Raw genomic sequence first — 17,640 nt, 5'->3', positions numbered from 1 at the left:
GGTGTTTTTCGGCCATGTTCGGACGTCCGGGTACGCTCGCAGACGTGCCCTCCATGAACGAACTGGTCCGCCAGCACACCGCCCTCGGCGACTCCGACCTCGAGTGGCTCCATCTGCTGGTCTCGGAGTGGCAGCTGCTCTCCGACCTCTCCTTCGCCGACCTGGTTCTGTGGGTCCCCACCCGGGACGGCACCCGGTACGTCTCGGTCGCCCAGATGCGCCCCAACACCGGCCCCACCTCCTACCAGGACGACATGGTCGGTCACCTGGTCCCGCGCGGCCGGCGGCCCATGCTGGACGCGGCGCTGGACGAGGGCCGGATCGTGCGCGAGGGCGACCCGGAGTGGCGCGAAGAGGTCCCCGTACGGGTCGAGTCCATCCCCGTACGGCGCGAGGGCCGCGTCCTCGGCGTGATCGCCCGCAACACCAACCTGCTCACCGTCCGCACCCCGAGCCGGCTGGAGCTCACCTACCTCCAGAGCGCCTCCGACCTCGCGCAGATGATCGCGGCAGGATCGTTCCCCTTCCCCGACCAGCAGGTCGACATGGACGCCTCGCCGCGCGTCGGCGACGGCCTGATCCGGCTGGACGCCGACGGCATCGTCCAGTACGCCTCCCCGAACGCACTGTCCGCCTACCACCGCCTGGGCCTCGCCGCCGACCTGGTCGGCCAGCACCTCGGGCAGACCACCGCCGAACTCGCCCCGACCCGGGGACCGATCGACGAGGCGCTCGCCAAGGCGGCCAGCGGCTGGGCGCCGCGCGAGTTCGAGATCGAGTCCGACGACGGGGTCATCCAGTTCCGGGCCATCCCGCTCAAGCCCAAGGGCACCCGGATCGGTTCGCTGGTGCTGTGCCGGGACGTCACGGAACTGCGGCGCCGCGAACGGGAGTTGATCACCAAGGACGCGACCATCCGGGAGATCCACCACCGGGTGAAGAACAACCTCCAGACGGTCGCCGCGCTGCTGCGGCTGCAGGCCCGGCGCATCGAGTCCGAGCGCGGCCGGGAAGCCCTGGAGGAGGCCGTCCGCCGGGTCGGCTCCATCGCGATCGTGCATGAGACGCTGTCTCAGAACCTGGACGAGCGCGTGGAGTTCGACGACATCGCCGACCGCGTGCTGGCGATGGTCGCGGAGATCTCGCCGGGCAAGGTGACCGGCCGGCGCAGCGGGCGGTTCGGGATCCTCGACGCCGAGGTGGCCACCCCGCTGTCGATGGTCCTCACCGAGGTCCTGCAGAACGCCCTGGAGCACGGCTTCCGCGAGGGCGACACCGGCACGGTCGAGGTCTCCGCGATCCGTGGCGGTACGACGAAGGAGGCCCGCCTCCTCGTCACCGTCCAGGACGACGGCGTCGGGCTGCCCGAGAACTTCGACCCGCACCGCTCGGGCAACCTGGGCCTGCAGATCGTACGCACCCTGGTGGAGGGCGAGTTGGGCGGCACCTTCGACATGGTCCCGGCGCCGGAGCGGGGGACCAGGGTGATCCTGGACATTCCGGTGCGGGCACAGAAGTAGCCCAACTGCCGTAGGGCAGCGGCCGTTTGTGTTACGGAGCGTGGGCACAGCAAAAAGCCCCGGACCGCCGTTGGTCCGAGGCTCGTGCTCGTTGCTGCTCTGCTAAATCGCTAGCGGCATCGGGGGATACTGCGCGCTGCGGCTCGGGGGCGGGAGATGCGTGCGTGCTGCACGCGCCGCCAAGCTCAGGCTGTCAGCAGGGGTGGGTATGTCAGGCGGAGGCCTGACGGGCCCGGTTGCGGGCGGCGCGGCGCTTCATGGCGCGGCGCTCGTCCTCGCTGAGACCACCCCAGACGCCGGAGTCCTGACCGGACTCGAGCGCCCACTGCAGGCACTGCTCCATGACGGGGCAGCGACGGCAGACGGCCTTGGCTTCCTCGATCTGCAGCAGCGCAGGACCGGTGTTGCCGATGGGGAAGAAGAGCTCGGGGTCTTCCTCGCGGCAAACGGCGTTGTGACGCCAGTCCATGGCTGCTACCTCTCCTAGGTTCTCTGAACGTATTACGTGCAGGTTGCTTGTGAATGTGAACGCTTTCACGAATCCCTCAACAAGTGAAGGGCCGACCGCCGAGTCTCCCCGGCGTGGTCCTTGGTTTGAAGAGGGGTTCCGGTGATCAGTGGAGGCCGGTGTTGCGGGCCGTCCCGATCGCCACGTAGAGACTCGCAAACCTCGGCGACGGATACAACCCCTTCCGGAAAGTTTTTTTTGATTCCTCGGTGTCGACTAGGTCACAGCCGTACTTCCATGGGGTGGACCCTGGCCTAAACGTTCGAGTGAAAGGACTTTTGCCTGTTCCGCTCACACAATCACACGCAGTGCACGGCGTACGCCTGTGAACGTCACGCTCGTACGCAGTCCCAGGTGGTCACCGTCCATCTGCAGGGGCAGAGGCACCTTCGAATGCAAGGTGAACCGGTCCAGATCGTGCAGCGAGGCGACATGTCGACCATGCGGTCCGCGCTCGGGGGACGAAGTGAGCAACTGGGTGCCATACCGGGCAACCGCGGCCGTCGACAGACGGCTGAGACCGAGCACGTCGACGCCGGTATCGAACGAGGCCTTAGGCGATGTGTACATGGGGCGATTGCCGAGATACGTCCAAGGGGACGTGTTCGAGACTATGGCGACCACGAGATCGGCGATCGGGTCCTCGCCGGGCTGCTCCAGCGTGATCGAGCCGTGCCGGCGGTTCGGCTCACCGAGGAACTGCCGGATCACCTGACGTACGTACAACGCGTGCGTCGACTTCTTCCCGCGCTCGCGCTGCTGCTCCACCCGGCCGACGACACCCGCGTCGAAACCCAGCCCCGCGTTGAAGGTGAACCAGCGGTCCGGGACCGCCTCGTCCTCGGTGCCGGGTGTGCCCGAGGTCAGCCCGAGCCCGACGACCCGCTCCCGGCCCTCGCGCAGCGCGTCCAGCAGGGCGCCGGTGGCCTCGACCGGGTCGTTGGGTAGGCCCAGGGCGCGGGCGAAGACGTTCGTGGAGCCGCCGGGTACGACGGCGAGACCGGGCAGGCGCTCGGGGTCGGGGCCGGCGTGCAGCAGGCCGTTGACGACCTCGTTGACCGTGCCGTCGCCGCCGAGGGCCACGACCAGATCGATGTCGTCGCTGTCCGCCGCCTGCCGGCCGAGGTCGCGCGCGTGTCCGCGGTACTGGGTGGTGACCGCTTCCAGCTTCATCTCGCTCGCCAGCGCGTGGATCAGCACGTCACGCGTGCGTGCGCTTGTGGTGGTTGCCGCCGGGTTGACCACGAGAAGTGCACGCATGGACTGCAGCGTACCTACTGGGGGGTACCGGGCCCATAGCGAGGTAGGGATCAGGTAAGAGGTGGGGGCGTGACGGTAGACACGCCGCCCGTCTGCGGGCCGCCCCTGCGGGGCGCTGACACCGCCCCGCTACCCTGCTGGGGTGAGCAGCGAGCAGAACCCCGCCCAGGACACCGCCGAAGCCGGCGCAGCGACACGGCCGCGTCGATTGACGTACGCCGCCCTGCTGGCCGGGCTGGAGGGCGTCGCCCTCGGGGTCGGCGGGCTGTGGGTGCTCGTTCTCGGGCTCACCGGCTCCCCGGACGACCGGCAGCAGGCCGTGACCCTCGGCGTCACGCTGGCCGTCCTCGCGCTGCTGCCGCTGCTCGCCGCGCGCGGACTGCTGCTGCGGCGCAGCTGGAGCCGGGGCCCCGCGGTGATCACCCAGCTCATGGCGCTGCCGATCGCCTACAACCTGCTCCAGGCCGACAGCATGGCCATCCCGGCCGGCATCGCCATCGCGGTCGTCGCCGTGGCCGCGCTCGTCCTGCTCGTCAACGGCGAGACGACCCGGGCCCTCGGCATCAAGGGACCGGGCCGCGCCGAATAACCGGCCTCACTCCTCCACGAGCAGCTTCTCCCGCAGCTGGGCCAGGGTGCGGGCCAGCAGCCGGGAGACGTGCATCTGGGAGATGCCGACCTCCTGCGCGATCTGCGACTGGGTCATGTTCCCGAAGAACCGCAGCAGCAGGATCCGCTTCTCCCGCGGCGGCAGATCCTCCAGCAGCGGCTTGAGGGACTCCCGGTACTCCACGCCCTCCAGCGCCTCGTCCTCCGCGCCGAGCGTGTCGGCGACCGCCGGGGACTCGTCGTCGGTGTCGGGGACGTCCAGGGACAGCGTGGAGTACGCGTTGGCGGACTCCAGGCCCTCCAGGACCTCCTCCTCGGAGATCGCGAGCTTCTCGGCCAGCTCGTGGACCGTGGGGGAGCGGCCGTGCAGCTGGGACAGCTCGGCCGTCGCCGTGGTCAGCGCGAGCCGCAGCTCCTGCAGCCGGCGCGGCACGCGCACCGCCCAGCCCTTGTCGCGGAAGTGCCGCTTGATCTCGCCGACCACGGTGGGCGTGGCGTACGTGGAGAACTCCACGCCACGGTCCGGGTCGAAGCGGTCGACGGACTTGATCAGGCCGATCGTGGCGACCTGGGTGAGGTCGTCCAGCGGCTCGCCGCGGTTGCGGAACCGGCGCGCCAGGTGCTCCACGAGCGGCAGATGCATACGGACCAGCTGATTGCGCAGCTCCGCGTACTCCGGGCTGCCCTCCTTCAGCGCGCGCAGCTCCACGAACATCGCCCGCGCCCCGCTGCGGTCCGCCGGGTCGTGCTGTACGGCCTGCACGGCCTCCGCGGCCGGCGTGTCGTCCTCGGCGTTCCGCTCGTGCTCGCTCATCGTCCCGCCCGTAGCCCTTCCCCGAGCCCTGGCCCCCGTGCGGCCGGCGGAGCCGGCGCCGCCCGACGCCTCCGGCGGTACGCCCTGCACGGCACCGTCGGCGCCGATCCGCGCGGAGTCGTCCTCCGGGTGTGGCCTGGCCTGCTCGGGGATGCCGTCGATGCCGTCCGCCATGCGCCGGGAACCGTCCCGGGGAGTCTCCCCGGCAAGGTCGTCCGGGCTCGGCCAGGGGGCACCCCCGTCCCCGGCCGGCAGCTCCCGTGTGCCGCGCTCTTCGTCCCGCACCGGACCGTCCCCGTTCCTCACGCCGGGCCGGGGCCCGCGCCGCGCTGTTTGTAGAGGCTGATCGACACGGTCTTGTCCTCGTCGACGGCGGACGAGACCTTGCCCGCGAGGGCCGAGAGCACGGTCCAGGCGAAGGTGTCCCGCGAGGGGGCGTGACCGTCCGTGGTCGGCGCCGAGACCGTGACCTCCAGCGAGTCGTCGACGAGCCGGAAGACACAGCTGAGCACGGAGCCGGGCACAGCCTGTTGGAGCAGGATCGCGCAGGCCTCGTCGACGGCGATGCGCAGGTCCTCGATCTCGTCCAGGGTGAAGTCCAAGCGAGCCGCGAGACCGGCCGTGGCCGTCCGCAGCACCGACAGGTAGGCACCCGCGGCCGGCAGCCGGACTTCCACAAAGTCCTGGTTCGCCGCGGGCTCGCCTGCGATCTGGGACACCCTCACCTCCATGGTGGTACAAGCTCTACGGGGCCGAGGGTCGCCCCCCGGGGTAACGCGTGCGCGGTTCCGCGGTGACGCTATCGCGCTCCGAACGGTCCTGTCCCGGGACCCCGACCCCCCTGGCGTCACTCACAGTAAAGCTGTGCATACGCTCCGTGTCTAGAGGGTTTGCGGGCCCAAATGGGAAGAACGCGCGCCGGGTTGACGTACCCAGACGTCAGACGCTCGAACCGTCGTGCGGCAGCCGCCGCATGCAGTGTCACACGAGAACGCGGTCGAGCGGGAATGCGATCGGCCGAGATCCCGCTCGGAAGAGGGCCGGACGGGGGTTGGGCGGGGGTCAGACGAGTACGTGGTCCACGAAGCACCACCGCCAGTCCTCGCCGGGCTCGAAGGTCCGCATCACCGGGTGGCCGGTCGTCTCGTGGTGCTGCGTCGCGTGCCGGCCGGGCGAGGAGTCGCAGCAGCCGACGTGGCCGCAGGTGAGGCACAGCCGCAGCTGCACGGGATGCGTGCCGTCGCGCAGGCACTCCGGGCAGGTGGGCTCGAGCGGTTCCGGTTCCGGGAGCGGCAGCGCGTCGGCGTGCGTGCACTGTTTCATGATTGCCAGATTACGACGGGCGTGCGGGTGACCGCGCGGAAAACGAGGGTGGGCGAGGACCATGGACGTGATGCCGCTGCTGTTGCTGGTGGCGGGCAGTGCGGCGATCGCGGGGGCCGCCCGGCGCACTCCGGTGCCGGCGCCGCTGCTGCTGGTCGCCGTCGGCCTGGCGATCTCGTACGTCCCCGGGATCCCGCACTACACCCTGGACCCGCAGATCGTCCTGCCCCTGGTGCTGCCCCCGCTGCTGTACAAGGAGGGCACGGAGAGCTCGTACCTCGACCTGCGCGCGCAGATGCGGCCGGTGGGGCTGCTGTCGATCGGGTACGTGCTCTTCGCGACCTTCGTCGTCGGCTGGGTCGCCTATCTCGTCGTACCCGGGCTGCCGCTGCCCGCCGCGCTCGTGCTGGGCGCGGTGGTCGCGCCGACGGACGCGGTCGCGGCCGCGGCGATCGCGCGCCGGGTGGGCCTGCCGTCCAGGATCACCACCATCCTCCAGGGCGAGTCCCTGCTCAACGACGCCACCGCGATCACCGCCTACCGGGTGGCCCTCGCCGCGGCCGTCGGCGAGGGTGCCACCTGGGCGGGCGGGATCGGCGAGTTCCTGCGGGCGGCCGTCGGGGGTGTCGTGGTCGGGCTCGTGCTCATGGTGCCGATCCACTGGCTGCGCACGCACCTGAAGGAGGCCCTCCTCCAGAACACCCTCTCCCTGCTGATCCCGTTCACCGCCTACGGCGTCGCCGAGCAGTTCCACGGCTCCGGCGTCCTCGCGGTCGTCGTGGTCGCGGTCTACCTCGGGCACCGCGCGTGGGAGGTCGACTTCGCCACCCGGCTCCAGGAGGACGCGGTCTGGCGGATGGTCGCCTTCGTGCTGGAATCGGCGGTTTTCGCCCTCATCGGGCTGCAACTGCCCACCGTCCTCAAGGGGCTGGGTGCGTATCAGGGTGCCGACGCGGCCTGGTACGCGATCGCGGTCTTCCTCGTGGTCGTCGTGGCCCGATTCGTCTGGGTGTATCCGGCGGCCTTCCTGCCCCGCCTGCTCTTCCGCCGCATCCGGGAACGCGAGGACAACCCCACCTGGCGGGCGCCGATCGTGACGTCGTGGGCGGCCATGCGCGGTGTGGTGTCCCTGGCCATCGCCTTCTCGATCCCGGTCACGGTGCACGGCGGCGCCCCCTTCCCGCAGCGGAACCTGATCCTCTTCCTGACCTTCACCACGGTCATCGGCACCCTCGTGGTGCAGGGCCTGACGCTCGCACCGCTGATCCGCCTGATGAGGTTCCCCGGCCGCGACCCGCAGGCCGAGACCCTCGCCGAGGCCAACGCCCAGGCGCAGGCCTCCCGCGCCGCCGAGAGCCGCCTCGACGACCTCCTCTCCGACGAGCGCAACGAACTGCCCCCACCGCTCGCCGACCGTCTGCGCACGGTACTGGAGCGCCGCCGCAACGCCGTCTGGGAGCGCCTCGGCCAGACCAACCCCGTCACCGGCGAGTCCGTCGACGACACCTACCGCCGCCTCTCGCGCGAGATGATCGGCGCCGAACGCGAGGTCTTCGTACGGCTCCGCGACCTTCGCTACATCGACGACGAGATGCTGCGCGCGCTGCTCAGACGCCTGGACCTGGAGGAGGCGGCGGCCTACCGGGAGGCGGAGTAGCGCTGCGGGGCGCGGAGCAGCGCTACGGGAACGGCCGCCCGGTGACGACGGCGGCGACCGTCGTCCCGCGCGCGAAGGCGCCCTCCTCCGCGAGGGCGACAAGTCCGTAGAGCAACTTGGCGACATAGAGTCGTTCGACGGGCAGCCCGTGGCGGTCCTCGAAGTCCTGGGCGAACGCGTGCAGTTCGGGTGTCGTACGGCCGTAACCGCCGAAGTGGAAGCGCTCGGCGAGGGACCAGGAGCCGGTACGGCCACCGAAGGCACGTTCCTGCAGTGCCTGTACGTCCCCGTCCAGGAAGCCGCCCCTGAGGACCGGCACGCCGAGTGCCCGCTGCCCCGGGGCCAGGCCCGCGGCCAGCCCGGCGAGCGTGCCACCGGTGCCGCAGGCGACGCCGACGACATCGGCGTGCCCGCGCAGTTCCTCTCCCAGTGCCCGGCAGCCGCGCACGGCCGCGCTGTTGCTGCCGCCTTCGGGCACGACGTACGCCTGCTCGGCCCCGGCCGCGCGCAGGATGCCGGCCAGCACCGCGGGCTCGGTCTTGCGTCGATACGTCGCCCTGTCGACGAAGTGCAGCCGCATGCCGTCCGCCGCGCACCGGGCCAGCGAGGGGTTGAGCGGACGGCCGGCCAGCTCGTCGCCGCGGACCACGCCGATGGCCGGCAGCCCGAGGATGCGGCCCGCGGCGGCGGTGGCCCGCAGGTGGTTGGAGTAGGCCCCGCCGAAGGTGACCAGCGGCCGCCCTTGTGCCGCCTCGATGTTCGGCACGAGCTTGCGCCACTTGTTGCCGACGAGGTCGGGGTGGATGAGGTCGTCGCGTTTCAGGAGCAGCCGCAGTCCGTGTCTGTCGAATCGCTCGTCCCCGACCTCTTGAAGAGGTGAGGGGAGGCGGGGGGCGAGCGGGCCGGGGCTGGTCACTGCTTCATTGTCGCCCGACGCCGCCGTCGCCGGCCGGGGCTGGGCCGCCCGCGGGCTGCGGGAGTGCCCCGAAGGGGCACGGGACCCTGTCGATGTGCGGCTCCGCCGCGTGGGCGCGACCAGCCGCCGCGCACTCGCACCCGGCCCGGCCCGGCCATGACAAGGCCCCCCCCACGGCGCTACCCCTTCAGCCGCTCCGCCACCCGCTCCCGCAGCCGGTCCATCCCGAACCCCCTCGGATCCACCTTCCCCGGCTGCCACTCCAGGTGACCGATGACCGACCGCTGCGACCACCCGTGCCGCCGGCACACCGCGGCGGCGACCCGCTCGATCGCGTCCAACTGGGCCTGGGGCCACGGATCCTCCCCGTCGCCCAGGTTCTCGCACTCGAAGCCGTAGAAGTGCCGGTTGCCATCGGTGTCGGCCTCGTTGTCCGGCGGCAGCCCCTTCTCGGCGATGACGGCACGCAGCACGTCGTCGTCGCCGAGGCCGGCGTGGTTGGCGCGGCCGTAGCCGACCAGATGGACCGTGCCGTCCTTGGTGATCACGCCGTGGCACAGCGGGCCCGGCAGCCTGGGACGGCCGTCCCGGCAGACCTGCACCGTGTGCGCGCTGCCCCGGGTCACCGTGTGGTGGATCATCACGCCGTGGACGGGCCCCCACGGTCCCTTGTGGTTGCGGTTGTGGTTCCGCCAGTCGCCGACCTCGACGACCGTGACGCCCTCCGTTCGCAGTGCGTCCAGGAACCCGCTCGCGGACATGGGTGGGGCCATGCAGCCTCCTTCGTGCCGTGCCGTGCCGTGCCGATCTGCCGATGTTCCAGGAAACATCTACCGAAACCGGACGTCCCGGACCACATCGTTCGCACGCTGTGCGAGCCGATCCGGACAGACGGCGCCGGTCGCGGACGTCACGGCACGCAGGACGGAGGTCCCTCTTTGTGCCCGCTCATCAGATGATCCATTCCCGCTCTTTCGGGTAATGGCGCGACTGCGGACCGTGATGGAAGGCTTGATGCCGAGACCGGTGTCCCCTGCGATCCGGCACCGGGCATACCTGGGAGGCAATTCTTTATGTCGGTAGGCGAAGAGGTCCGCACGGATCAGGGCAAGCCGCAGCAGTCCCTCGGGACGGCGGCCGCGCGGAACCTGGCCACCACGACCAAGTCCGTTCCGCAGATGCAGGAGATCAGCTCCCGCTGGCTGCTGCGCACACTCCCGTGGGTCGACGTGCAGGGCGGCACGTACCGCGTCAACCGGCGGCTGACGTACAGCGTCGGCGACGGCCGCATCACCTTCGTGAAGACCGGGGACCAGGTCGAGGTCATCCCGGCCGAGCTCGGCGAACTGCCGGCCCTGCGCTCGTACGAGGACGAGGAGGTGCTGACGGAGCTCGCCCGGCGCTGCCGCCAGCGCGACTTCGCGCCCGGCGAGGTGATCGCCGACTTCGGCAACCAGACGGGCGAGGTGTACCTGCTGGCGCACGGCAGGGTCGAGAAGATCGGCACCGGCCCCTACGGCGACGACGCCGTCCTCGGAGTCCTCGCCGACGGCGCCTACTTCGGCGAGCAGGCGCTGCTGGACCCGGACGCCATCTGGGAGTACACCGTCCGCGCGGACACCGCGACCACCGTACTGATCCTCAGCCGCCAGGACTTCCAGCAGGTCGCCGAGCGCTCGGACACCCTGCGCGAGCACCTCGAACAGCTGCGCTCACTGCCGGAGCAGCGGACCAACAAGTACGGCGAGAAGGAGGTCGAGCTGGCGGCCGGTCACTCCGGCGAGCCCGACATCCCGCACACCTTCGTGGACTACGAGGCGCGGCCCCGCGAGTACGAGCTGAGCATCGCCCAGACGGTACTGCGCATCCACACGCGCGTGGCCGACCTCTACAACCAGCCGATGAACCAGACCGAGCAGCAGCTCAGGCTCACGGTCGAGGCGCTCAAGGAGCGCCAGGAGCACGAGCTGATCAACAACCGCGACTTCGGCCTGCTCCACAACTGCGAGTACGACCAGCGGATCCAGCCGCACGACGGCGTGCCCAGCCCGGACGACATGGACGAACTGCTCAGCCGCCGGCGCAGTACCAAGCTGTTCCTGGCCCACCCGCGCGCGATCGCCGCGTTCGGGCGCGAACTGAACAAGCGCGGACTGGTACCGGAGACGATCGAGATCGGCGGCAACCGCATCCCGACCTGGCGCGGAGTGCCGATCTACCCCTGCAACAAGATCCCGGTCACCCCGGAGCGCACGACCTCGATCATCGCGATGCGTACGGGTGAGCAGGACCAGGGTGTCGTCGGCCTGAGGCAGTCGGGCATCCCGGACGAGATCGAGCCGAGTCTGTCCGTGCGGTTCATGGGCATCAACGAACAGGCCGTCATCAAGTACCTGGTGACGGCCTACTACTCGGCCGCCGTGCTGGTGCCCGACGCGCTCGGCGTGCTGGAGAACGTCGAGATCGGCCGGTGGAGGTGACGTTTCCGCACTTCGCGGCCGTGTCCCCGCCCGCCGGGGAGGGTAGACCCTCGGAATATGCGTCCGGCCGGGCCGGCGTTGCCGGTGTCCGCGGACCTGGCGAGGGGGAGACATGGCCGAGTTCATGACGGAGACCGAACAGCGTTACCCTGCCGTGCCGCACCCCGGCACGGCGGGGGAGCGGCGGCACCTCGAAGGGCAGCCGGAAGGGCATCCCGAAGGGCATCCGGAAGAGCTTCCCGAAGGGCAGGAGGCGCTGGCGCTGCTGGAGCGCACCCGGGCCGTCGTCGACCCGGAGCTGCGGGCGACCCTGGAGTCGCTGCCCGCCCCCATGCGCCGCGTCGCGCTCTACCACTTCGGCTGGCAGTGCGCGGACGGCAGCCCGGCAACGGGCAACGCGGGCAAGGCGATACGGCCCGCGCTCGTCCTGGCGGCGGCCGCGGCTCTCGGCGGACCGGCGGCCCGTACGGCGGCGGTCCGGGCGGCGGTCGCGGTGGAACTGGTCCACAACTTCACGCTGCTGCACGACGACGTGATGGACCGGGACACCTCCCGTCGGCACCGGCCCACGGCCTGGACCGTGTTCGGCGACGCCGACGCGATCCTCGCGGGTGACGCCCTGCAGGCCCTGGCGCTGCGGCTGCTCGCCGAGGACCCGCACCCGGCCTCCGGTCCGGCCGCGGCCCGGCTCGCGGACTGTGTCGTGGAGCTGTGCGCCGGCCAGCACAGCGACACGGACATGGAGCACCGGGCCCCGGACGAGGTCACCCTCGACGAGGTGCTCGCCATGGCCGAGGCGAAGACCGGCGCGCTGCTGGGCTGCGCCTGCGCCCTCGGCGCGCTGTACGCGGGCGCCGGTCAGGAGGACGTGGCGGCGCTGGACGGCTTCGGCCGCCAGGCCGGGCTCGCTTTCCAGCTGATCGACGACGTCATCGGCATATGGGGCGACCCACGGCACACCGGGAAGCCGGCCGGCGCGGATCTGGCCGCCCGCAAGAAGTCGCTGCCCGTGGTGGCGGCCCTGTCCTCCGGCACCGAGGCCGCGACCGAACTCACCGAGCTGTACGCCAAGCCGTACGTCCCCGGTGACGCCGAGGGCATCGCCCGTACGGCACTGGCCGTGGAGCGGGCCGGCGGCCGGGACTGGGCGCAGGCCGAGGCGGCAGACCGAATGGCCCGCGCCGTGCAGGAGCTGTCCCGCGCAGTCCCCGCCCCCGAGTCCGCGGGCGGCCTCCTGGCACTCGCTGAGTTCGTGACCCGCCGCAGCAACTGAGCCCTGCCGACACCGGCAGCCGGGAAAGACCTGGGGGCCTCGGTCGGTGTGGGTGGCTGGGGAGCGCCGGGAGCGTCTGTCGGTGCGGGCGGCTGGGGAGAGCCGGGAGCGTATGTCGGTGCGGGCAGCCGGGGAGAGTCGGGAGCCTCTGTCGGCTCGGGCAGCCGGGAGGAGCCGGGAGCGTTTGCCGGCTCGGGCAGCTGGGAGGAGCTGGGAGCCTTTGCCGGCTCGGGCAGCTGGGAGGAGCTGGGAGCCTTTGCCGGCTCGGGCAGCTGGGAGGAGCTGGGAGCCTTTGCCGGCTCGGGCAGCCGGGAAGACCCGGGAGCGTTTGCCGGCACGGGTAGCCGGGAAGAGCCCGGGCGTTTCTGCCCGTACCGGCAGCCTGAAAACCCCGGGGCCTCGGGCCCGTGCGGCTCCTGACCCCGCGCGGTCACCGGGGCTCCGGCCCGGGGGGTCCCGCGCATCCCCACGGTGCGCGGGGCTCACCGCTTCTCCGAGCCGACGCAGGGATGCGACGAGCCGTCGGGCCGCGGGTCCATCGGCCCTGTTGTCGGGGACGTTAGTCGTGCACGGGCGTCGGGCTGCGCGGGCCCGTTGGGCTTTTTGTCGGGGTGGTCGTCGTGGAGGAGTCGTTGTGCCGCGGCGCTGGTCGGCCTGCCTGTCGGGGGCGTTCGTCGTCTACGAGCCGTCGGGCTGCGCGGGCCCGTTGGGCTTCTTGGCGGGGTGATCGGCGGGTGCGAGTCGATGCGCCGGGGCCCCGGTCGGCCTGCCTGTCGGGGATGTTCGTCGTCTACGAGCCGGCGCCCCGGCCCCCGGCGGCCTACTCGTCGGGGACGATCGTCGTCACGATCCGCTCGATCAGACCTTCCGGCGCGCTCACTCCCTCCAGAGCTCCGTCCAGGACGCCAGGCAGCGTCAGGTGCTCCAGGAGGAGGCCGAGCATGGCGAGGTAGAGGACGGTGACGGTGTCGTCGCCGCCGGGCAGGCCGCTCTCGCGGTGGAACGCCATGCCCTGTTCCAGGTCACCGCGCACCGACCGGGTGAAGGAGGCCCGCAGTTCGGGGCGCCGGGTGGCCTCCAGACGCATCTCCAGCAGGGCCAGATAGCCGGCGCGGTCGCGGGTGGCGCGGTCCATGAGATCCCGCATGAAGGCCATGACCAGGGAGCGGTCGCGCGCTCCGCGCAGCAGCTTCTCCACCACCTCCGGATCGGGCGCGAGCCGGAGGTGCAGCCGGGCGTCGATCTGGCGGAGCAGGTCGTCGCGGTTGGTGAAGTAGTTGGAGGCGGTGCCGGTGGGCACCCCGGCCTCGCCGTCCACCGCGCGGAACGTCAGCCCGCGCGCACCCTCCCGTGCCAGCACCGCGATTCCGGCGTCCACCAGCGCCGCCCGCCGTTCCGGATTGCCCGCCATACGGAATCCCTTCTCCCACTTGTCCTCGGTCCCGACAGCATCCCTGAAAAACCTTGCCACCACTACAACCGGAGTACTACAAATGAAGCACTACAGGCGGAGTGGTCGGGCGGCCGCCCCGCAGCCTACGAAAAGAGACCAAGCTTGCGAAAGCTCACGTACTTCATCGCCTGCTCGCTCGACGGCTTCATCGGCGACGAGCACGGCGACGCCTCAGAGATGGTGCGCCGCTTCCTGGACGACGAGTTCCTCGGCTTCCTCACCACGGAGTTCCCGGAGACCCTGCCCACCCACGTCCGCAAGCCGCTGGGCCTGGACCACCTGGAGAACAAGCGGTTCGACACCGTCATCCAGGGCCGGGCCAGCTACGAGCTGGCGCTGAAGGAGGGCATCACCAGCCCCTACGCCCATCTGCGCGAGTACGTCGCCTCGCGCACGCTGGGCAGCTCTCCCGACCCGAACGTCGAGGTCATCGCCGAGGACATGGTCGGCCGGGTGCGCGAACTGAAGGCCGAGGAAGGGGGGTTGGACATCTACCTGTGCGGTGGTGCGCGGCTCGCGGGCGTGCTGCTCGAGGAGATCGACGAACTCGTCATCAAGACCTACCCCCTCGTGTACGGCACCGGCATGCCGATGTTCGGCACCGGCCTCGACATCAAGGAGTTCACCCTGGACTCGGTGCGCACCTTCGGCAACGGCGCGCTGGTGCGGACGTACCGCAGGAAGCGCTGAACCCCGGCCCGCCCTACCCTGAGCACATGGACAGCGAGGACCACGTCTGTCCCGTCTGCGGCCGGCCCGTCGACACGGTCGTCGGACGGCGCAAGACGCTGGGCGCCTGGGTACCGGTGTGGGGTCCGGGCCCCTGCCGCAACCCCGACTGCGCGGCCTACGGAAAGCCGGTCGAGCCCGCGGCACCGGAGGCCCCCGACGACGGGACCGGGCCCCCGCACCCCGGTGAATCCGCGGCCGGGACATCCTGAGCCGGGGGTTCCGAGCCGAAGGAGCGGACCGTGAAGTACCTGGTGATGGTGCAGGGCACGCAGGCGGACTACGACGCGATGGCCGGCAAGCCCACCGAGCGCGCCCCTGCCTGGACCGAGGTGCAGCTCAAGGCCATGTACCTGTACATGAGCGCGATCAACGACGACCTCGTCGAGTCCGGCGAACTGATCGACGCGGAGGGCTTGGCCGAGCCTGTCCGGACCCGGCTGGTCGCGCGCGGCGAGGACGGCGAGACCGTGATCACCGACGCCCCGTACGGCGATACCGACGCGCTGCCGGCCGGTTACTGGCTGGTGGACTGCGCGAGCCTGGACCGGGTCACCGAGATCGCCGAACGTGTCACCCGCTGTCCCGGCCCCGAGGGCGCGGTCGCCTACCCCGTGGTGATCCGGCCGATCATGGACGCCGCCGACGACATCGGCGCCGCATGAGCAGACGCGCGGCCCGGCCGAGGCCGTAGCGTGGCCGCATGCCGAAACTTCCGCACATCGTCCACCTCACCGAGCGCTCCCTGTGGGAGGCGGCGCGCGAGCGCGGCACCTATGAGGTGTCGACCCGGGGCCGCACCCTGCAGGAGGAGGGTTTCATCCACTTCTCCACCCGCGAACAGCTCCCGCGCATCGCCGAGTTCCTCTACGGCGGCTACGACGGCCCGGACGAGCTGGTCGTGCTGGTCGTGGACCCGGCCCTGGTCGGCGTACCGGTGAAGTACGAGGCCGTGGAGCCCGGCGGGGAGGAGTTCCCGCACGTGTACGGGCCGGTGCCGGCCGACGCCGTGGTGGACGTGGAGCCCTGGGCGTGACTGGCGAGGAGGTGACGACCGGCGGGGGTGACCGGCGCCGTCACCGGTGGCGGTGAGCGCTTACGCGTCCGGCAAGGGCCGAGCACCGTCCGCCAGGCCACCCGGCCGCGGGTCGCGGCCGGTCAGGCAATGGACGCCGCCCGCCGGATCGCGCAGCACCGTCCAGTGCGGGCCGCCGCCCACCACGACGGCGCCGTGCTCCTCGTGCCGGGCGCGGACGGCGGCGACGTCCGCGCAGGCGAGGTCGACATGGGCGGCGGCGGGGCGTTCGGCGTCGAGTCGTTGGAGAGGATCCGGACGGGCAGCCCCGCCGGCGGCCTCAGCACCTCGAACTCCGGCCGCGCCCCGTCAGCCGCTCCCAGCCGGTGAGGCCGGCCCCGAAGTCCGACTCGGCGGCGTACGCCGACGGCGGGATGTCCAGGCACCCCCGGTCCAGCCGGCTTCCCCCACCACCGGCGGCCGTACCGCCTCCCCGTGCCAGGGCCCGGCTCAGAACAACTGCCCCGCCGGAGACCGCAGTACGGCCCGGTCGCCGTGGTCCGCCACCGGCTCCGCGCCGGGTTCCAGGGCCGCTCCGGTCAACTCCCGTACATCCTCGGCGCCAGAGGTCGAGGTGGTCGCCGCCGTCGCCCTCGGCGACGCCCTGGAGCTTCACGCACGCGTCCGTCCCGGCCGCCCCCTGCGGCGGCAGGGTCAGGAAAACGCCCTGCTCACCGCGGGGCCGGGACGCCCGGGTGCCGGTGACGGCCGGCCAGAAGGCGCGCGCCTCGGTGGGCCGCTCGGTGGGCCGGTCGGCGAAGGCGTACGTCCAGCGAATGATCACGGGCGGAGTGCAGGTGCCGACTCCTCGACCGATTCAGGGAATTCGGCCGCAGCATTCACTCCGCGGGCCGCTGCAGGAAGCGGAGCTGGTTGCCCGCCGGGTCCCGGAAGGCGCAGTCGCGCACCCCGTACGGCTGGTCCGTCGGTTCCTGGAGCACATCGGCGCCGGACGCCCGCACCCGCTCGAACAGGGAGTCGCAGTCCTCGGTGGTGAAGATGACACCCCGGAGCATGCCCTTGGCCAGCAGCTCGGCCATCGCCTGCCGGTCGGCGGGGGAGGCGTCCGGGTTCGCGCCGGGCGGCTCCAGCACGATGTCGACGTCCGGCTGCAGCGGCGAGCCCAGCGTCACCCAGCGCATGTCCTCGAAGCTCACGTCATTGCGGACCTCCAGGCCGAGCACGTCACGGTAGAAGGCGAGCGCCTTGTCGTGGTCGTCCACCGCGATGAAGCAGTTCTTGAGTTTCACGTCCATGGGCTCACGCTAGGCCCATCCGGTCCGGAGCGCGCGAGCCGACAGGAAAGCGGCGCCGGGAGAGGGAGGAAGACGGGGAGGGGCGGGCGGCGGGTGCTCGGGGAGACCGAGGGCGGCGGTGCCGACAGTGCGGGGACCCTGGGGCGGCGGTGCCGATGGGCCGGTGCGGGCGGGCATCGAGGCCGGTCGTGCACGGGGGCGGTGAGCCCGGTCGCGTAGGAGGGGAGGGGGGCAGGGGGCGCGCCGTTCAGTAGGGGCGGCGGCGCGGGCGGGTGAACGTACGCGCCACGCAGGACGGGATCACCGCGCTCTCCTCGTGGTCACGGGCCCGGTACGCGCTCGGCGTCTCCCCGACCAGCTCGGTGAAGCGGGAGCTGAAGGAGCCGAGTGACGTACACCCCACGGCGAGGCACACCTCGGTCACGGTGAGGTCGCCCCGGCGCAGCAGCGCCTTGGCCCGCTCGATCCTGCGGGTCATCAGATAGCTGTACGGCGTCTCCCCGAAGGCCTTGCGGAAGCTGCGCTGGAAGTGCCCCGGGGACATGTGGGCGCCCCGGGCCAGCTCCGTCATGTCGAGCGGCTCGGCGTACTCACGGTCCATGCGGTCGCGCACGCGCCGCAGCCGTCTGAGGTCGTCCAGCGTCACGTCCACAGCTTGGCACAGGGCACTGACAGCGGGAGAACGCGAGAGAACACCGGGAGATACAACGGTTTCGCACAGGACTGCACAACAGGCTCCCCCACATTCGACACACCGTTCGCCTTCA

At 71.4% G+C, this 17,640-nt stretch carries 19 protein-coding genes and 1 pseudogene; 9 read left to right on the top strand and 11 right to left on the bottom strand.

Features of this window, described 5'->3' with window-relative positions:
* The first annotated feature begins 44 nt into the window (after window positions 1–44).
* Window positions 45–1,520 carry a PAS domain-containing sensor histidine kinase gene (locus SRB17_RS14045; protein WP_323375483.1) on the top strand — a complete coding sequence of 492 codons (1,476 nt, stop codon included), beginning with the start codon at window positions 45–47 and terminating at the stop codon, window positions 1,518–1,520.
* A gap of 211 nt (window positions 1,521–1,731) precedes the next feature.
* Here SRB17_RS14045 and SRB17_RS14040 read toward each other — a convergent pair whose 3' ends face one another.
* Together SRB17_RS14040 and SRB17_RS14035 are read right to left on the bottom strand one after the other, a co-directional pair.
* Window positions 1,732–1,989, bottom strand: coding sequence for a WhiB family transcriptional regulator (locus SRB17_RS14040; RefSeq protein ID WP_016639615.1), 258 nt, complete (start codon window positions 1,987–1,989; stop codon window positions 1,732–1,734).
* A 330-nt stretch (window positions 1,990–2,319) separates the two neighbouring features.
* On the bottom strand, window positions 2,320–3,288 hold the full coding sequence (locus tag SRB17_RS14035) for a diacylglycerol/lipid kinase family protein (protein WP_153538529.1): 969 nt from the start codon (window positions 3,286–3,288) through the stop codon (window positions 2,320–2,322).
* 142 nt (window positions 3,289–3,430) lie between these two features.
* Here SRB17_RS14035 and SRB17_RS14030 point away from each other — a divergent pair, with 142 nt between their 5' ends.
* Window positions 3,431–3,877 (top strand): hypothetical protein, encoded by a 447-nt coding sequence (locus SRB17_RS14030; protein WP_323375482.1) that lies wholly within the window; start codon window positions 3,431–3,433, stop codon window positions 3,875–3,877.
* A gap of 6 nt (window positions 3,878–3,883) precedes the next feature.
* Here SRB17_RS14030 and SRB17_RS14025 read toward each other — a convergent pair whose 3' ends face one another.
* The 3 genes from SRB17_RS14025 to SRB17_RS14015 form a co-directional block, all read right to left on the bottom strand.
* Window positions 3,884–4,996 carry an RNA polymerase sigma factor SigF gene (locus SRB17_RS14025; protein WP_323375481.1) on the bottom strand — a complete coding sequence of 371 codons (1,113 nt, stop codon included), beginning with the start codon at window positions 4,994–4,996 and terminating at the stop codon, window positions 3,884–3,886.
* 17 nt (window positions 4,997–5,013) lie between these two features.
* Window positions 5,014–5,430, bottom strand: a complete 417-nt coding sequence (locus SRB17_RS14020; protein ID WP_009190566.1) for an anti-sigma regulatory factor — start codon at window positions 5,428–5,430, stop codon at window positions 5,014–5,016.
* A 343-nt stretch (window positions 5,431–5,773) separates the two neighbouring features.
* On the bottom strand, window positions 5,774–6,034 hold the full coding sequence (locus SRB17_RS14015; protein WP_153538522.1) for a UBP-type zinc finger domain-containing protein: 261 nt from the start codon (window positions 6,032–6,034) through the stop codon (window positions 5,774–5,776).
* Between the two features lie 61 nt (window positions 6,035–6,095).
* Here SRB17_RS14015 and SRB17_RS14010 point away from each other — a divergent pair, with 61 nt between their 5' ends.
* A complete protein-coding gene (locus SRB17_RS14010; RefSeq protein ID WP_153538520.1) occupies window positions 6,096–7,691 on the top strand; it encodes a Na+/H+ antiporter in 1,596 nt (531 codons plus the stop codon).
* A gap of 22 nt (window positions 7,692–7,713) precedes the next feature.
* On the opposite strand, the gene SRB17_RS14005 is transcribed toward SRB17_RS14010, so the two are convergent.
* Both SRB17_RS14005 and SRB17_RS14000 read right to left on the bottom strand, forming a co-directional pair.
* The gene (locus tag SRB17_RS14005; RefSeq protein ID WP_323375478.1) at window positions 7,714–8,607 is read right to left on the bottom strand and encodes a 1-aminocyclopropane-1-carboxylate deaminase/D-cysteine desulfhydrase; all 894 of its coding nucleotides are present in this window, start codon (window positions 8,605–8,607) and stop codon (window positions 7,714–7,716) included.
* A 179-nt stretch (window positions 8,608–8,786) separates the two neighbouring features.
* Window positions 8,787–9,380, bottom strand: coding sequence for an N-acetylmuramoyl-L-alanine amidase (locus SRB17_RS14000; protein WP_153538518.1), 594 nt, complete (start codon window positions 9,378–9,380; stop codon window positions 8,787–8,789).
* Between the two features lie 300 nt (window positions 9,381–9,680).
* Between SRB17_RS14000 and SRB17_RS13995 the strand changes: the two genes are divergently transcribed.
* Together SRB17_RS13995 and SRB17_RS13990 are read left to right on the top strand one after the other, a co-directional pair.
* The gene (locus SRB17_RS13995; RefSeq protein ID WP_153538516.1) at window positions 9,681–11,087 is read left to right on the top strand and encodes a family 2B encapsulin nanocompartment shell protein; all 1,407 of its coding nucleotides are present in this window, start codon (window positions 9,681–9,683) and stop codon (window positions 11,085–11,087) included.
* A gap of 112 nt (window positions 11,088–11,199) precedes the next feature.
* The gene (locus tag SRB17_RS13990; protein ID WP_153538514.1) at window positions 11,200–12,360 is read left to right on the top strand and encodes a family 2 encapsulin nanocompartment cargo protein polyprenyl transferase; all 1,161 of its coding nucleotides are present in this window, start codon (window positions 11,200–11,202) and stop codon (window positions 12,358–12,360) included.
* Between the two features lie 820 nt (window positions 12,361–13,180).
* Here SRB17_RS13990 and SRB17_RS13985 read toward each other — a convergent pair.
* On the bottom strand, window positions 13,181–13,771 hold the full coding sequence (locus tag SRB17_RS13985; RefSeq protein ID WP_153538512.1) for a TetR/AcrR family transcriptional regulator: 591 nt from the start codon (window positions 13,769–13,771) through the stop codon (window positions 13,181–13,183).
* Between the two features lie 144 nt (window positions 13,772–13,915).
* Between SRB17_RS13985 and SRB17_RS13980 the strand changes: the two genes are divergently transcribed.
* The 4 genes from SRB17_RS13980 to SRB17_RS13965 are packed head-to-tail and all read left to right on the top strand — an operon-like array spanning window position 13,916 to window position 15,578.
* Window positions 13,916–14,503: a dihydrofolate reductase family protein gene (locus SRB17_RS13980; RefSeq protein ID WP_153538510.1), complete on the top strand. Its 588-nt coding sequence runs from the start codon at window positions 13,916–13,918 to the stop codon at window positions 14,501–14,503.
* A 26-nt stretch (window positions 14,504–14,529) separates the two neighbouring features.
* The gene (locus tag SRB17_RS13975; RefSeq protein WP_153538508.1) at window positions 14,530–14,754 is read left to right on the top strand and encodes a hypothetical protein; all 225 of its coding nucleotides are present in this window, start codon (window positions 14,530–14,532) and stop codon (window positions 14,752–14,754) included.
* 30 nt (window positions 14,755–14,784) lie between these two features.
* A complete protein-coding gene (locus SRB17_RS13970) occupies window positions 14,785–15,207 on the top strand; it encodes a YciI family protein (protein ID WP_323375477.1) in 423 nt (140 codons plus the stop codon).
* A 38-nt stretch (window positions 15,208–15,245) separates the two neighbouring features.
* Window positions 15,246–15,578, top strand: a complete 333-nt coding sequence (locus SRB17_RS13965; RefSeq protein WP_153538506.1) for a DUF952 domain-containing protein — start codon at window positions 15,246–15,248, stop codon at window positions 15,576–15,578.
* A gap of 60 nt (window positions 15,579–15,638) precedes the next feature.
* On the opposite strand, the pseudogene SRB17_RS13960 reads toward SRB17_RS13965, so the two are convergent.
* From SRB17_RS13960 to SRB17_RS13950, 3 genes and pseudogenes are all read right to left on the bottom strand, one after another.
* Window positions 15,639–16,401 (bottom strand): annotated as a pseudogene (locus tag SRB17_RS13960) (VOC family protein).
* Window positions 16,402–16,456: 55 nt separating this feature from the next.
* Window positions 16,457–16,873 carry a VOC family protein gene (locus tag SRB17_RS13955; RefSeq protein ID WP_153538504.1) on the bottom strand — a complete coding sequence of 139 codons (417 nt, stop codon included), beginning with the start codon at window positions 16,871–16,873 and terminating at the stop codon, window positions 16,457–16,459.
* A gap of 247 nt (window positions 16,874–17,120) precedes the next feature.
* Window positions 17,121–17,519, bottom strand: coding sequence for a helix-turn-helix transcriptional regulator (locus SRB17_RS13950; RefSeq protein ID WP_031224885.1), 399 nt, complete (start codon window positions 17,517–17,519; stop codon window positions 17,121–17,123).
* Between the last annotated feature and the right edge of the window lie 121 nt (window positions 17,520–17,640).

Origin of the sequence: Streptomyces sp. RB17 (assembly GCF_009604455.1) — a bacterium.
Lineage (GTDB): Bacteria > Actinomycetota > Actinomycetes > Streptomycetales > Streptomycetaceae > Streptomyces.
Note: the sequence above shows the minus strand (reverse complement) of the source record. Positions and strands in the feature narration are given on the sequence as shown.